The sequence below is a fragment of the Chitinophaga skermanii genome (genome assembly GCF_003259335.1).
Classification (GTDB): domain Bacteria; phylum Bacteroidota; class Bacteroidia; order Chitinophagales; family Chitinophagaceae; genus Chitinophaga; species Chitinophaga skermanii.
This window is the reverse complement of sequence record NZ_QLLL01000004.1, coordinates 271,019-286,829: the sequence shown is the minus strand read 5'-3', so window position 1 is coordinate 286,829 and position 15,811 is coordinate 271,019. Positions and strand designations below refer to the sequence as shown.

Annotated in this window: 11 protein-coding genes; 8 read left to right on the top strand and 3 right to left on the bottom strand. The window is 43.1% G+C overall.

The genetic code is table 11. The features are described 5' to 3' along the window. The first annotated feature begins 120 nt into the window (after window positions 1-120). Entirely contained in the window at window positions 121-732 is a 612-nt protein-coding gene (locus LX64_RS11845; protein WP_245952634.1) for a thioredoxin family protein, read from the top strand. A gap of 103 nt (window positions 733-835) precedes the next feature. Here LX64_RS11845 and LX64_RS11840 read toward each other — a convergent pair whose 3' ends face one another. Then, the gene (locus tag LX64_RS11840; protein ID WP_111598144.1) at window positions 836-3,328 is read right to left on the bottom strand and encodes a M14 metallopeptidase family protein; all 2,493 of its coding nucleotides are present in this window, start codon (window positions 3,326-3,328) and stop codon (window positions 836-838) included. Window positions 3,329-3,528: 200 nt separating this feature from the next. Here LX64_RS11840 and ggt point away from each other — a divergent pair, with 200 nt between their 5' ends. The 6 genes from ggt to LX64_RS11810 all read left to right on the top strand — a co-directional run bounded on the left by ggt (window position 3,529) and on the right by LX64_RS11810 (window position 13,289). Continuing rightward, the gene (gene ggt / locus LX64_RS11835) at window positions 3,529-5,229 is read left to right on the top strand and encodes a gamma-glutamyltransferase (protein ID WP_111597867.1); all 1,701 of its coding nucleotides are present in this window, start codon (window positions 3,529-3,531) and stop codon (window positions 5,227-5,229) included. A 36-nt stretch (window positions 5,230-5,265) separates the two neighbouring features. Further along, window positions 5,266-5,796 carry a DUF1572 family protein gene (locus LX64_RS11830; RefSeq protein ID WP_111597866.1) on the top strand — a complete coding sequence of 177 codons (531 nt, stop codon included), beginning with the start codon at window positions 5,266-5,268 and terminating at the stop codon, window positions 5,794-5,796. Then, entirely contained in the window at window positions 5,793-6,215 is a 423-nt protein-coding gene (locus tag LX64_RS11825) for a hypothetical protein (RefSeq protein WP_111597865.1), read from the top strand. The genes LX64_RS11830 and LX64_RS11825 overlap by 4 nt, the downstream gene beginning before the upstream one ends. Then, window positions 6,215-7,282, top strand: a complete 1,068-nt coding sequence (locus LX64_RS11820) for an aminotransferase class I/II-fold pyridoxal phosphate-dependent enzyme (protein WP_111597864.1) — start codon at window positions 6,215-6,217, stop codon at window positions 7,280-7,282. The genes LX64_RS11825 and LX64_RS11820 overlap by 1 nt, the downstream gene beginning before the upstream one ends. A 2-nt stretch (window positions 7,283-7,284) precedes the next feature. Further along, complete coding sequence (locus tag LX64_RS11815; protein WP_111597863.1) at window positions 7,285-8,133, top strand: TraB/GumN family protein; 849 nt, start codon at window positions 7,285-7,287, stop codon at window positions 8,131-8,133. Window positions 8,134-8,420: 287 nt separating this feature from the next. Beyond that, window positions 8,421-13,289: a translocation/assembly module TamB domain-containing protein gene (locus LX64_RS11810; protein WP_111597862.1), complete on the top strand. Its 4,869-nt coding sequence runs from the start codon at window positions 8,421-8,423 to the stop codon at window positions 13,287-13,289. Window positions 13,290-13,421: 132 nt separating this feature from the next. Here LX64_RS11810 and LX64_RS11805 read toward each other — a convergent pair whose 3' ends face one another. Further along, window positions 13,422-14,192, bottom strand: a complete 771-nt coding sequence (locus LX64_RS11805) for a helix-turn-helix domain-containing protein (RefSeq protein ID WP_148707288.1) — start codon at window positions 14,190-14,192, stop codon at window positions 13,422-13,424. 163 nt (window positions 14,193-14,355) lie between these two features. On the opposite strand from LX64_RS11805, the gene LX64_RS11800 reads away from it, so the two are divergent. Further along, window positions 14,356-15,129 carry an alpha/beta hydrolase gene (locus tag LX64_RS11800; RefSeq protein ID WP_111597860.1) on the top strand — a complete coding sequence of 258 codons (774 nt, stop codon included), beginning with the start codon at window positions 14,356-14,358 and terminating at the stop codon, window positions 15,127-15,129. A 5-nt stretch (window positions 15,130-15,134) separates the two neighbouring features. On the opposite strand, the gene LX64_RS11795 is transcribed toward LX64_RS11800, so the two are convergent. Beyond that, window positions 15,135-15,713 carry a hypothetical protein gene (locus tag LX64_RS11795; protein WP_111597859.1) on the bottom strand — a complete coding sequence of 193 codons (579 nt, stop codon included), beginning with the start codon at window positions 15,711-15,713 and terminating at the stop codon, window positions 15,135-15,137. Window positions 15,714-15,811: the final 98 nt, after the last annotated feature.

Sequence of the window (15,811 nt, the reverse complement as noted above, 5' to 3'; positions counted from 1 at the left end):
AAGTCGTTGATTATTACCACACTAAACGACCGCTTATAACGTGATAGTCCAACTACCCGCGAAGGCTATCATATTATCGTTTTTTTTCTGTACATTCAGAGTAACATAAATCCATACACTATGAAAAGAACCATTTTATCACTTACATGCGCAGCTTTTCTTGCCATGGCATTTACACCTGCCATGGAGGATTGGGCGCTCGAGATTGGTTCTCCAGCACCTAAGACCGACATTAAAATGAAGGATGTTAGTGGGAAGGACATTAGCCTTGCCGATGCGAAACGTAGTAACGGCTTATTGGTCATGTTTTCCGCGAACACTTGTCCTTATGTCATCCGCAACCAAAGCCGCACCAAGGAAATTTGTCAATACGCCTTGCAAAACAACATTGGCGTAGTGTTAGTCAATTCCAATGAAGATCAACGCGGGGCCAACGATTCTTTTGAAGCCATGAAAGCGTATGCTTCCAAGGAGCAATACACATGGTATTACGTGGTGGATAAGAACTCAGAGCTGGCCGATGCATTTGCGGCCGATCGTACACCTGAATGTTTCTTGTTCGACAAAAACCTAAAACTCGTATATAAAGGCGCTATAGATGATCATCCAGGTAATGCCAGTGAAGTAAAGGATAAATTCCTTAAAAATGCTATCAACGCTGCTTTACAGGGAAAATCCGTTACGCCTAATAGCACAGCTTCAATTGGTTGTAACATCAAACGTAAAATGTAATTCGTTTCATCCTCACCAATATCTATTTGCAGAAAAATGAAGTTTGTTTAAACAAGAAAGGCTCCCCGTTTGGAGAGCCTTTCTTTATGTTTTGAAGGTGCAATTATTGTCCTACCATGAATACAGCATTGCTTAACATGAGTTTGCCGCTTTCCCAGAAGCTTCTGAAAATTGGGTTATCGGCGAAGAATACCACTTCACCATTCCCCATCTCGCGAACGCCCATTAATAAACCGTCTTTCAACCTAGCTTTTAAATCAACTCCTACGAAACCACTCAAATAATTATCCTTTTTAATTGTACCAACATTCCAACCGCTTGGTAAGAATTCGTACAATTTATCCGTTTGTTTGAGGGTAAAATAGGTGTTACCATAGCCGAAAGCCAAAGGATGCGTATTATCTAAGTTTACTTTGTAAATAGCGCCTGGTACGTAGCTTTTCACGCTTTCACGTTCACGGTCTTCGTAAGACTTCAACGATTCGTATGGATTTTCTTTTTCTTTCTTCTCTTCCTCTTTCTTCAATTTAAAGCCCCAATCGCCACCGGCCATTTGTGCTGCAGCATCTTCAATAGCAACAATCTTACCGCCGCCATTCACCCAATCCTTCACAAATTCACCGCCTTTATCATTAAGGAAGCTATAATAACCATCTACTAATATCAACACATCCAACTGGCGCAACGTAGTGCTGTTCACATCGTTAGCGTTGAGGATGGTAATAGGATAATCGAGTTGTTGATCGAAATAATGCCATACTTCACCAAAGCCTAAAGAGGAAATACCACTACCCGATACCAAGCCTACTTTAGGTTGTTTGATGAAACGAATTTTACCGGAACCAAAGTCAGCGCCTTTATCTACCATGCCGGAAGCAATGGGATCCAAGTCTACTTTCATTTTAGCGGCAATGGCTTTTACTTGGCCATCGAAATCACCAAAATCGGTATTACCGCTACGCGTAATAATAAGCGTACCGGCAGGATATTGACGGTTATTAGCCGAGAAAGCGATTTCACTATAACGCACTTTGAAACCTTTATTCAATAAAGCGGCGAGGAACTTTACATCTTCTACACTATTCCAAGGAGCAAGGTAGGCGTAGTTAGTAGCGCTTGCGCTAGTCGCTGCAGCTTTCGCGGGTGGTTCTGCATTAGCAGGATTGATAGACGCTTTAACAGCATAAGATTGTATACCGTATGCATAAGGTAAAGCCCATGCCGTAATATCGTAAGTTACGGAATCCGTTAAACGAGAAGTTGGTTCGAATAACACGGATAACATGGTGCTATGTGGTTGGTAAGCATTGATTACAATGTCTTCCTTCTCGATGGTGAAGTTCTCTGTTTTATTAGTAAAGTAGTTGAACCCGTTTGCAGCAGAAACATTGGCACCATAACCGAATTCGATATTATTGTTCTTCAACAATTTCGCCAAGCTGGCCAACCTTTCGCGGTTACCTTGTTCTTTGATAACGTATGTTTTATAAGGAGAAGCCGGATTGCTTTTCGCGTTTTTATAGAACGCTTGGAACTGTTCTACCACTTTCGCAGCATGCGCCGAGGTGGCTTCTACGGTAGATAAGCCCGTTGTATAGTGATGTGCAATACGTTCGGTTAGTGTTAAAGTATCCCCATCACGTTTCAGCACAGCTAAACCAGCCGATCCGCTACCACCCTGCTCGTACGTCATACCAATGGCGCCATTGTATAATGGGTAAGTATCGCCATAGCTAGGGTAGAATAAATCGAATTGTTCACGGGTAAAGTACAACCAACCTTTCGCATCGAAGTATTTGGCGTTGTTCTTACCGATAGTAGTTTGAAACTCGCGTTGCCATGGCGTAATTACATCATGGAAAGGTTCTGCTGCCGGTGCGAAGTAATAGGGGTTATCGATGCCTTGTTCGTGGAAATCGACGTGAATTTGTGGTAACCATTGATTATATAGCGCTACGCGCTGTTGTGATTCTACTTGTGATTGCCAAGCCCAATCGCGGTTAAGATCGAAGTAATAGTGGTTCGGTCTACCACCTGGCCAAGGTTCGCGGTGTTCGCGCGAGAAGCGCGTGGCATCGTATTGCTTTCCTACATTGGCATTGTAGAAATTGACGTAGCGTTCGCGGCCATCCGGATTCAAACAAGGATCAATAATAACAACTGTATTCTTTAACCATTCTGCAGAAGATGGTTGGAGCAATTGGTACAAGGTTTTCATGGATGCTTCTGTCGACACCGATTCGTTACCATGCACGTTATAGCTTAACCAAACAATAGCCGGCTGTTGCGGGTTACCGCTGCCTTGCGTCAATTTTAAGTTATTCGTACGAATATCTTCCAGCTTGCTGAAGTTCTCCGGGGAGCTAATCATGGCTACAATAAGCGGCCTATTTTCGTAAGTTGTACCGTACTGTAAGATCTTTACATTCGGCGCTGTAGCAGCTACCTTTTCAAAATAAGCCAGCACTTTATAATGTGGCGTAAAGCGCGCACCCAGTTCGTATCCGAGGAATTGTGCAGGTGAAGGTACACTAGATGTTTGCGCGTGGGCAAACAAGCATAGGCATGTAAGAATAGTTAATAAAAATGAACGCATATCTGGCATTTAAAAAATCCTCTTAAAGATAATCATTAAAATGTTTGGACGCGGTTGAAGTTGACCAACGGTGAATTGAGGGGAAATTCGCTGTTAAAAGGAGACAAAGGCGTATATTTATTGCGAATAAGGAAAAGCAAATTACAGCACGTGTAGTCACCAACGTTAGGCTACCTAAAAACGATTCAAAACTCTACATCATGCGCAACAAGATCTCAGCATTTGCCATATGCATGTTGATTGTCGGCACCACGTTTGCACAACACCGCATCAATCCCTATCAATATTCCATTCAAAAGGAGAAAGCCAATTTACAAGCAACCGTTGTTAGTGCCCACCCACTCGCCAGCGAAGTAGGTACCATGATAATGGAACAAGGTGGTAACGCTGTAGATGCGGCGATTGCTACCCAGTTAGCATTAGCGGTAGTATACCCACAAGCCGGCAACCTTGGTGGTGGCGGTTTTTTGGTAGCACATTTTAAGAATGGCAGTTCAATTAGTGTAGATTATAGAGAAACGGCTCCAGGGAAAGCATCGCGCGATATGTATTTGGATGAACATGGGAATGCCATTACCCTTAAAAGCATACAAGGACATTTAGCAGCGGGTGTACCCGGTACCCCGGCAGGGTTATTTGCGGTGATGCCCCATGCGAAGCTACCTTTCTCTAAATTGATTGCACCAGCTATTGCTTTAGCAGAAAAAGGTTTTGCCATTACAGCTACGGAAGCGCGTGACTTGAATTCCATTCAAGAAAATGTAAAGCGATTGAGCACGCAGCCTACAGCGTTTGTAAAAGATACGCCCTGGAAAGCAGGCGACACACTGGTTCAAAAGGACTTAGCCCGTACCTTGAAATTAATGCGCGATAAAGGTGTGAAAGGTTTTTATGAAGGGGAAACAGCGAACAAAATAGTGGCTGAAATGAAACGTGGCAATGGGATTATGACTTTAGACGATTTGAAGCATTATAAAGCCAAAAGCCGCACCCCCATCAGCTTTCAATACAAAGATTACCAAGTCATTACCATGCCCCTACCCAGTTCTGGTGGCATCATTTTACAACAAATGATGGAGATGATTGCAAAATACCCAGTAGCACAATATGGCCATAATTCCCCGCAAGCAGTACAACTGATGACGGAGATTGAGCGCCGTGCTTACGCCGATAGGGCCGAGTTCTTAGGCGATGCGGATTTTGTAAAAGTACCCGTGAAAACGCTGGTAAGTACTGCCTACTTACAAACAAGAATGCAAGACTACAACCCGCAACAAGCCTCCGTTAGTACGAACATCAAAGCAGGTAACATCCTTCCTCAAAAAGAAGAAACAACCCATTTAAACGTGGTAGATAAAGAAGGTAATGCTGTAGCTGTAACCACTACGCTGAACGGCAGTTATGGTAGCTATGTAGTAGTAGGTGGCGCAGGCTTTTTGTTGAATAACGAAATGGACGATTTCTCTGTAAAACCCGGTACTGCTAATATGTACGGCTTGGTAGGCAACGAACAAAATGCCATACAACCCGGTAAACGCATGCTCAGTTGTATGACCCCTACCATTGTACTAAAAAATAACCAAACATACGTTGTTACCGGTACACCCGGTGGCTCTACGATTATAACATCTGTATTCCAAACTCTCTTGAATGTATTGGAATTCGGCCTTACACCCGGTGAAGCAGTAAATGCGCCTAAATTCCACCATCAATGGTTTCCCGACGTGATTTACGCGGAACAAGGCTTTCCCCAAGCTACCATTGAAGCTTTGGAAAAGATGGGCTATAAGTTTGTTATGCGTAAAGGCATTGGTAGAACAGAATTAGTAGTGATAGATAAAGATGGTCGTAAAACAGCCGTTGGCGATCACCGTGGCGACGATAGCGTAGCAGGATACTAAACCATAACAATCGATATAACATAAATAACGGAAACCATGGACGCAGGAAAATTGTATTTAGACAGCTTAAAGAATCGTTTACAAGGCTTTAAAACATCGGCTGAAAAAACGATGGCTAAGCTTACTACGGAACAACTACACTGGCAAACAGCCAGCGAGCCTAACAACATTTACATTATTGTGAAGCACATGAGTGGCAATATGTTGTCGCGGTTCACAGATTTTTTAACCACTGACGGAGAAAAACCTTGGCGCAAAAGAGATGATGAATTCGTAGACGATCCAGGGGTAGAACTCCCGGCTATTTTGGAGATGTGGGAAAAAGGATGGGCTAGTTTCTTTGCGGCAATCGACGCTGTACAGCCGGAAGATTTAGGCAAAACCATTTACATCCGTAACGAGGCGCATACCGTGATGGATGCTTTAAACAGGCAAGGATTACACCATGCATCACACGTGGGACAAATCCTCTACATCGGTAAAATATTGCTGGCTGGGGATTGGGAAAGTTTAAGCATCCCGAAAGGCAAATCCGATCAATTCAACGCAGAAAAATTCTCGAAATGATAAAATTTAAAATGGTCGCTGCAGTAGCAGCGGCCTTGGTTTTCACCGCTTGCAGCAGCAATACCGATACCCTTTTGAAAAACAAAAAATGGCGTGTATACGATGTGCAAGTACCTGCCAATACCCCTTTCAATAACACACAAATTACCCAAGCGAAAGACTTGAAAAGTGGCTATTACAGCAACGTGTATTACCAATTCCTCGATAATAACGTGTTCATTGCTACGGTAGATAATGTGCCAGATACCGGGCATTACGAAATTATTAGTAATGGCAAGGTGATTTCCATTACACCACCGAAAAGTGAGAACCGATCTGTAGAACATTTAGTGAGCGTTGAAAAATTGAGTGAACAGGAATTTGATATGAAAGTAAAAACTGATGAATTTTATTTTATCCTAAAGACAAAGCGTGAATAATGCTACAAACCCATGAAACTCCGGGCCGCAACACCACGGCTGGTGCGAACGATAAGCAATATCTCTTCTTCTCGGGATTTGCATATCTCGGGATGCACCGCGATCAGTTGTTTTTGCAATACCTGGTAGAAGGCTTAGGTAAATACGGTAGCCTCTACCCTTCCTCCCGCATAGCCAACGTACAATTGCATTTGTATGATGAAATAGAACACGCACTATGTGGCATGTTGTATCAACAAGCAGCCGCTTGCTTTAGCAGTGGCTATTTAGCCTCGCAAGCGGCTATTGCCTTTGCCCATACCAAGGGGCAGGTACTTTATGCACCCGGCACCCACCCATCTTTGCAACAAACACCTATTTTACCAAGTAGTGCCAATTTTGGCGACTGGCTCCAAACGGAGGTCGATAAAATCAATGCCGAACCTGGTACATCATATGTGATAGTTGCCGACACCGTAAGCCCGCTAACAGCTACGATCAACGATTTTAGTGCCTTGGCGAATGTGCAGCAAAAAACATGGGTATTGCTCGACGATTCTCATGGTTTTGGCTTATTGGGAGAAAATGGAGAAGGGATCATTTCACAATTACCCCTGAATGATCATATACAATACTTAGTAGCAGCCTCTTTAAGCAAGGCTTACAGTGCAGAAGGTGGCGTAGTGGCCGGTCCTGCTGCTGCTATTGCCGCTATCAAGCGACTGCCGCACTTCTCGGCATCCACACCCATGATGCCTGCGAATGCGTACGCATTTTTACAAGCGATGCCTTTGTATAACCAAGCTAGGAAAAGGTTACGGGAGAATTGTGCAGCTTTTGCGGCACAAATAAATTCTTTACAAAATATTCGGTTTAACCCACTTTTATCCATATTTTTGCTAAACGATTTAGCAAATGCTACACCCGTTTATGATTATTTGTTAGAACATGATGTGTTGATTTCATCATTTTCATACCCCAGTCCTGACAGCCCCAAAATCAACCGTGCCGTTATATCGGCCGTCCACGAGGCAAATGATTTAGCATTGCTTTCACGCTTGCTCTTACAGTATTATCAATCTATGTAACCATGAAAAAGACAGGTTTTCTATTCTTCGTTCTATGTTGGCTGGGCATTTCTGCCCACGCTCAATCGCTTTGTTGGAAAATAACCGGCAACGGCCTTCAACAACCCAGTTACCTTTTCGGTACCATTCACATTATTTGCCCAGGTGACTACAAGTTAAATCCAAGTGCCTCTAAAGCTTTCAGTGAAACGAAATCGTTGTACTTAGAAGTGGACCTGAATGATCCGCTGCTCACCCAAAAGATGCAACCTTACATGCTATTTCAAGGAGATACTACCATCCGTTCATTCCTTAGCGATACCGAGTTTAACAAAGTGAGCAGTTATATGACGCAAAACTTCCACTTGGATGAGCAAGTGCTCTTACGCTTGAAGCCTTTTACACTGGTTTCTTTGTTGTATCCAACCATCGCGGCCTGCACAACGCCCATGATGTACGACATGGAATTCAATAAGATGGCCCTCACGCAAAAGAAACCCATTAAAGGTTTGGAAAGTATCGAGTACCAATTCAGCGCATTATTGTCGGTAAGTGATAGCATTCAATGTAATTACATTGTTGAAACCATTAACGACTTGCCTAAGCAACAAGCCATGTTCAACAAATTATTATCGGCCTATAAAAAAGCCGATTTGGATGCCTTATATAACATAGCCATTGAAACGCCTGAAATGAAAGGATATGAAGATATATTGGTGTACCAGCGCAATAGGAACTGGATTCCAGTGATTAAAACGGCTGCTGCTAAAAAAAGTACGTTCTTTGCCATGGGTGCCCTGCACCTCGCGGGTAATGATGGTGTAATTGCCTTGTTGAAAAAAGAAGGTTATACTGTGACGCCCGTGATGTAAAAAAAAGTATTTTTACATTCCTATAACTGCCTTGCTAGCGGATTTCACCGGTTAGCAAGGCAGTGTTTTTTATAGAAATCGTATTTGGTGTGAAGTTTGTCGAGATAATAAACGTCTAACTACTCAATAAGCTGGATAAATAGTGGAAAATTCTAGCCGAATTACAGCCCTACAATCCATGCTTTCAGCGATTTTCAATTATTTTTGCGCATAAAAAAATCAGTCGACTGAGAAAGCTCCGAAAAATATTATACTATACGTTCCTAAGTTTGTTAGGCCTGTTGCTGATGATCAGCATTTTGGTGAACATCCCAGCGGTGCAGAATTTCCTAGTGAAACAAGCCACCAACAAGCTTTCTAAAGTATTGCAAACGAAAGTAGAGATCAAGAATGTGAACTTCCGGCTCTTCAATAGTATGCAATTACAAGGTACTTATATTGAAGATCGACACCAAGATACCCTCCTTTATGCCGGTAACTTACAAGTACGCATCACCGATTGGTTCTTCTTTGTTGATAAACCAGAACTGAAATTCATAGGGCTGCAAGATGCTACCATCAATATCATTCGCCCCAAACACGATTCCCTCTGGAATTACCAGTTCATTATCGATGCCTTTGCCACCCCCTCTTCAACACCACAAAAACAACAACAAGCCAGCATTTCTATCGACCTCAAGAAAATCGACCTCCGCAGGGTAAAGATTAACTATGTCGACGGCTGGATCGGGCAAGATATGTACGTGGCAGCTAAACGCATTTACCTCGATGCAGAACGGCTCGATCTTAAAAACCACGATATTCTCATTAATGATATAGACTTAGACGCGCCTTCGTTCATCGTAAATACCTACGAAGCCACGCGCCCTAAACGAGCTAAACCCGCTGAAGCTGATATTCCTGCTGCCATTGTTAAAGCGATCGATACAACCGGTAAGGTGATTCCTCTCCGCTGGAACGATGCCCAATGGAAAATGGTGGTTAAGTCTCTCCGTATTAAAAATGGTCTTTTAGGCGTAGATAGCTACCGCGATAGTACACCGCCTACACCTGGCGAATTCGACCCTACACACATTCGTTTCGCCGAAATCAACCTCACACTATCTAATAGCCACCTTGTAAAAGATAGTATCTTCTCGGATCTCCAAATGAGTACGAAAGAACGTAGTGGCTTCGAAGTGAAGAAATTGACTTGTAAATTCAAGATGTCGCCTGTAGAAATGGAGTTCTCAGACCTCGATCTCGTGACCAATAATTCCCATATCGGCAATTATTACACGATGCAATACAACGACCTAGAAGATATGAATGAATACGTGGACCTCGTGACCATGCGCGCCAATTTCAAAAACAGCACCATCGCCAGTGATGACATTGCCTTTTTTGCACCGCCCTTAAGCACCTGGAAAACGGAAATCAAAGTGAATGGTAAAGTCAATGGACCTGTGAGCAACCTCAGTGGCGACTCATTAGCTTTAAGCGGCGGTACGGCTACGCAGTTAAAAGGACAGGTGGAAATGCGTGGTTTACCCAATATCTACCAAACCTTTATCAGCTTCGATGCGAACGAGTTAGTGACGAATGGCCGTGACGTGATCCAATTCTTTCCTACCCTGCAACATATTGAACCCGTTCAGCTAAACCTCTTAACCCGCATAGCATTCCAAGGGAGTTTCACGGGGTTCATTAATGACTTTGTAGCGTACGGTAAGTTCCAAACGAACTTGGGCAACCTCAATTCGGATATCAACTTCAAGCTTAGTAGCGATGTGCCGGTGTATTCGGGTAACTTGGTAACCAATAACTTCAACATTGGTGCCTTACTCGGCAATAGCAACTTCTCTACCCTTACCATGAACGCCAAAGTAAATGGCGCCGGCTTCAACTTCCAAACGTTGAAAGCAGCCGTTGATGGTGATGTGCAAGCCGTAACCATAAAAGACTACACCTATCAAAATATTAAAACGAAAGGCGAGCTAAACCGTAAGTTCTTTAACGGTTCGTTGAACGTGTCCGATCCTAATTTGGATATGGACTTCGCCGGTACGATTGACTTCAATAACGACTTACCCATTTTCAAATTTGATTCCGAGATTCGGAATTGCGACTTGAAAGCCCTACATTTTACGGGCGATAGCATTACTTTGAAAGCCAAGGCGTATTTAAACTTTGCCGGTAACAGTATCGACAACTTCGATGGTTTGGCAAGATTATACGATGTATCGGTATTTAAAAACAATAGCCGTATTGAGTTCGACTCATTGAAGGTAAGTACCCATTTAGACGATAACAATATTAAAACACTAGAAATCAAAGGCAGCGAACTCGACGGTTACGTGAAAGGGAACTACAGCTTCATGGAATTACCGAACGCATTCCGCCTTTTCCTCAATAAATACTACCCTAGCTACTTCCCTACAGCGCCTACGACGAATATTCCGCAGGATTTCAGCTATGCCTTCCAATTTGGGCAAGTAGATAAGCTCATCCGCGCCTTTGTACCACAAGTTGATGGGTTTAATGATACCCGCGTTTCCGGAGCTTTGAATACCACCACGGGCGATGTTCAATTGAATGCTGTAGTGCCTTACGGAAAATATGATGTAATGGGCGTGCGCGATTTAGTGATTAAGGGGAAAGGAGATTTTAATAAAATTAATGTGAGTGCCGCTATTGGGCAAGTGGTGCATAAAGACAGTGCTATTTTCTACAATCCTTTAATTGTAGCTAGTTCCAGTAAAGATACTTCTTATGTTAAATTGGATTTAAAAGCAGAAGATACCACTTCGCTCGACGGGTTTTATGCCCGCTTAATTACGGTGAAAGACGGGGTAAAAGTGAACTTCTTGAACTCGACCTTTACTGTGAACGATAAGCAATGGCGTATGATGGCCGGTAATGAAATATACTGGAGCCGCGACTTCTTGACGGTACACAACCTTCAAATGAGTAGGAACGACCAAAACATTACTGTATCTACCAACGAATTCAATCCCGACGAAGAACGGTTTATCATCAGCGTGAAAAATGTGAACTTGGCCGATGTAATTCCATTCCAATTAACGAATACCCGTGTAGAAGGTATTGCTAATGGCAACATCAACATAAATAACCCGCTAACCAACTTAACCGTAGATGCTAACATGACGGCCAGCGAATTCCGCTACGCCAACGATTCGTTAGGCGTGGTGAAGCTTAGCGGTGGTTATAACCATAGTACAGGTCTCATCAATTACAAAGTGATCTCCGAAAACCAATTGGCCAATTTTCTAGCAGAAGGCATCGTAGGTATCGGCAAAGACAATCAATTGTCGACCACTTTGGATTTGAATAATGCTTCCATCTCCTTACTACAACGCTTTGTAGACCCCTTCGTTAGCCAGCTAACCGGCCGGGCGAGTGGTAAAGTGGTGATTTCTGGTACCACAGCCATGCCTTCCATTCGAACATCGAACCTGCATTTAGATAGTGTTGGCGTGAAGGTGAATTACTTGAATACCTACTACAAGATTCCGCGCCTTAACATCAATGCCGATGATAACTTGGTCGAATTTGGCGCGTTTACCCTATTGGATAAATATGGCAACAAAGCCAACGGTAATGGCTTCATTAGCCATGATCATTTTGATAAATTGAACTTCGAGTTCGACATCACCTCTAACCAATTCCTTTTCCTTAACACAAGCGCAGCTGATAACGATTTGTATTATGGTGATGTATTAGCCAGTGCGAAAGTTTACTTCACAGGCCCGCTCAATAACTTACAATTACGCGTTATTGCGCGCCCGTTGAAGAATACACATATGTACTTACCGATTTCTGATAGTAAAAACATTGGTAAATACGAGTTTATACGATTCAAAACATATGGTAAAGAGGAGAAGCAAGAAAGAAGTCGTAAGAATGATGTGAAATTGAACATGCGCTTAGACATTGCTGCTAACCCGGATGCCCAAATCGATGTAATCATGGACCAATCGACGGGTGACGTAATTTCGGCGAATGGTACCGGTAACTTGCAGATATTGGTGAACCTCGATGGCGACTTTAGCATGTTTGGTAACTATGTAATTAACCAAGGATCGTACAACTTTACCTTGATGAATTTGTCGAGCTGGAAGTTTGCCATTGAAAAGAACTCTACGATTACTTGGAATGGTGATCCAACAGAAGCCAAAATCAATATTACAGCGAAATATTCTTTGCCGAAGGTGAGTTTATACAACTTAACAACGGCCAATACTTCCCAAGAGATCGACAACTTAGCGCGTCGTTCCGAGAGGGTAGACATCTTATTGAACTTAAGTGGCGATTTGATGAAACCCAATATCGCGTACAAGATCGATTTACCGGAAGTGGGTACCGTATCGTACGAAAGCTCCGTGTTTGCGAAACTGCGCGAGATCAACCAAGATCAAAACCAGGCTTTGTACCAGATTTATGGCCTCTTAGTATCGCAACAATTCTTACCCGTAGATGCTAACAGTGGCGGTGGTGCCAATATTGGTATTACAGGTAAAAACAGCGTTGGCCAAGCCTTATCTGCCCAAGCCTCGGCGATTTTGAATAACCTTTCCAGCCAGTTATTTAAGAATAGTGGGATTGGTTTCACCGTGAATTACAGCGCCTATAACGTTGGCAACCAAACCGATGGTTCCTTCGATCGGAACTTGGTAAGTGGCGGTATCAATAGTAACCTATTTAATAACCGTGTTCGCCTATATGTAGGTGGTGATTACGATTGGGGTAAAGTATCGGCAACTGCCAGCTCGAACCGTTTTGCGGGCGATTTTAGGGTAGAATACCTCTTAACTACCGACGGCCGCGTAAGGGTGAATGCCTTTAGTAAATCTGATTACGACGTATATAGTTTGAACAACCGTACGAAAGGCGGTGTGGGTATCTCCTACGTACGCGATTATAACCGCTTTATCGAACTCTTCACCAAAGTAAGGGCACCCCGCCGCGAAGATTCCGTTCAGCAGCCCGCCCAGTTTATGAGCCCAGTACCTCCTCCTCCAGCCGACAGTATGCCTCCGGCGCCACCAGCAAAGGATTCCAGTAATGGAAAGCCACCGGTTGCTAAGAAGGAAGAGCCTGTTAACATGGCTACTGGTGCTAATCCAAGACCTTTTATTCGGTTTAAGAAGCATTAATTAGCTAGCAGCAAGATCTTGTAAGTGAAATGATATAGTCTTATCGATTATGCAATAAGTAACTAGTACCTATAACATCTTATGGTTATGGCTATTAGCAGGCCCATAATTCATAGAAGGTATCATGCCCCCTTATTCCTTCTCCTTAAAGTAAATAGAAGGTACCTGCCCTGTAAAAGCTTTAAAATCTTTTATGAAATGTGCTTGGTCGAAATACCCCAATTCATAAGCCAAGCCGGTAAGTGGCTTCGATTTATCGTATTGCTGTAAGGCCAATTTGAACCGGGTGGTATTAGCAAATTGTTTGGCGGTAGTACCTACCACTTTGCGGAACCGTTTCTCGAAAGCATCGGTGCTGATATGGAGACGCTGCGCAAGCGAACTGAGCTTTACCAAACCTTTTTGGACAATAATAGTATCCATAGCGGCTTGTACCAATGGGTCGATGGCCGGTTGGTGTAAGAGACCTAATAAGAAATGATCCATAATGGCTACCCTTTGTTCATTATTAGGCTGTAGGGCTAGTTGCTCTTGGGTATCGAGTAGCCATGCGAGGGGTAGTAGATCGTCGAGGTTGGTATGTTGATTGGCGAGCAGGTGTATAGGCAATTTGAAGAAAGCGCTGGCGCCGCCATTTTTAAAGGAAACGAGGAAATTATGGGTACCTTGATTGTAGTGAATGAATTTAGAGGATTTGCTGAGCCCGGCAATCGTAAATGGCTGCAAGGGAGATGGCACACCATCCTTTATAAGTGCAACACTTCCCTGCCAGCGAAACGACAGCGTTAAATGGGTAGCAGGGAGCAAGGTATTATCAAACCCCGGTTCGCTTGTAACCAAGAGATAGGCTTGCACAAAAGGTTGCAAAGCGGGGTGAGGCAGGTATGATTGAAAAATAGCCACTGTTAAATTTACTGTTTTTTTGCGGGCGCTTGTATATGTAACCTCCTGCCAATGAAAAGAATGGAGAATCCTCGCATAAATACCCTATTTTAGGAATGAACCATGGTATTGCATTTGAGGTTTATGCAATAAGGCTACATTGTACATACCCTAATTTTAACTTATGGAGCAAGGCATCACTTTCAAACAAGAATCATTCTCTCAATTCTCCGTTTTCTTACAACGCGAAGTAAAGTTCGATGTATACATCCCGCAAGGCAACTATACACGGCAAACCTTATTGCTCTTGAATGATGGGCAAGATCTCGCGCAATTAAACTACGGGCAACTATTACAACAATACCTCTCCCAACCGCAAGCCTCCGGCTTGTGGACGGTAGCTATTCATGCCCAAGAACGCATCCACGAATACGGTACCGCCCGCTTTATGGATGTACATGGTCGTGGTAGCCGGGCCGATTTATATACCCGCTTTATAGTAAAAGAACTGCTACCCTTCCTCCAACAATTCTATCACCAAAAGTGGGACGAAAAAGCCTTTGCAGGGTTCTCCCTTGGTGGTTTAAGTGCCTTGGATATTGTGTGGAATAATCCCCAAATATTCTCGAAAGCCGGGGTATTCTCAGGTTCTTTATGGTGGCGTAGCATGGAAAATGGCGATGATTGCCGGATTATGCATAAACAAATTACCCGTGATGCACGCCGCGAACAATTGCAATTCTTCTTTGAATGCGGCGACCAAGAAGAAACGGCCGATCGGAATACCAATGGCATTATAGACGCTGTAGAAGATACACAAGACCTTGTAAACGTTTTACGTAAAAAAGGCTACGATAACGCGCAAGCCCTTCATTTTGAAGTAGTGAAGAATGGGAAACACGATTACGCCACTTGGGCCAGTGTAATGCCTGGGTTCTTGGGTTGGTTAACGAAATAACTTGCCTAATAAGATAGCATCCCACGCAGCTCTCTTGTGGCTGTTGCAAGCTGATCTTTCAAGGCATACCCGTGCTTACTTACTTCTATGCCCGCTTTAATTACGGCATTAAATAAATCGTAGTATTTCTCTTTGTTTTGCTTTTCATCGACTTGTAACAATAATTGCTGCATGCCCCAGAAGTTACTAACTGCTGCACTAAACATCCCAGCATTAGCTGCAAATGCAGGGTAATCTAAGGTAACAAACATATGCACCCTATTCAATTCTTCGTTTACAACCATATGGCGGGCATAACATTCCACTAATGGCAATTGTAACTCTGCATCAATTAAATTAGAGGTTACACTATGTGTATGCTGAATCTTAGATACTAATAAGTAAATAGCCTCATTAGCCCTAATAGCATCCTTAATACCCTCCCGCTTAATAGTTTCCTCCTTTTCATCCAGTTCATCCTGCCGCCTCTTCTCTTGTAACTTTCTCTCCTTTCTTGATTGCAATGGAATTACTATTACAGTTCCTAATAACGAAATGATCGCAATCACTAAGGGCATAATAGTAGTTACAAACTGCTGGTTCATAAGATAAAATTGCGGTGATATAAATGAAATGATACAATGAATATATATACGTAAATCTAGTAAGAAACAGTGGGCCAAATAAGGCACAAAAAAAACGG

What these genes read in the sequence shown, in the direction of transcription:
- LX64_RS11845 (WP_245952634.1), top strand. Translation starts at nt 121, where the DNA reads ATGAAAAGAACCATTTTATCACTTACATGCGCAGCTTTTCTTGCCATG.
- LX64_RS11840 (WP_111598144.1), bottom strand. Translation starts at nt 3,328, where the DNA reads ATGCGTTCATTTTTATTAACTATTCTTACATGCCTATGCTTGTTTGCC.
- ggt (WP_111597867.1), top strand. Translation starts at nt 3,529, where the DNA reads ATGCGCAACAAGATCTCAGCATTTGCCATATGCATGTTGATTGTCGGC.
- LX64_RS11830 (WP_111597866.1), top strand. Translation starts at nt 5,266, where the DNA reads ATGGACGCAGGAAAATTGTATTTAGACAGCTTAAAGAATCGTTTACAA.
- LX64_RS11825 (WP_111597865.1), top strand. Translation starts at nt 5,793, where the DNA reads ATGATAAAATTTAAAATGGTCGCTGCAGTAGCAGCGGCCTTGGTTTTC.
- LX64_RS11820 (WP_111597864.1), top strand. Translation starts at nt 6,215, where the DNA reads ATGCTACAAACCCATGAAACTCCGGGCCGCAACACCACGGCTGGTGCG.
- LX64_RS11815 (WP_111597863.1), top strand. Translation starts at nt 7,285, where the DNA reads ATGAAAAAGACAGGTTTTCTATTCTTCGTTCTATGTTGGCTGGGCATT.
- LX64_RS11810 (WP_111597862.1), top strand. Translation starts at nt 8,421, where the DNA reads ATGATCAGCATTTTGGTGAACATCCCAGCGGTGCAGAATTTCCTAGTG.
- LX64_RS11800 (WP_111597860.1), top strand. Translation starts at nt 14,356, where the DNA reads ATGGAGCAAGGCATCACTTTCAAACAAGAATCATTCTCTCAATTCTCC.
- LX64_RS11795 (WP_111597859.1), bottom strand. Translation starts at nt 15,713, where the DNA reads ATGAACCAGCAGTTTGTAACTACTATTATGCCCTTAGTGATTGCGATC.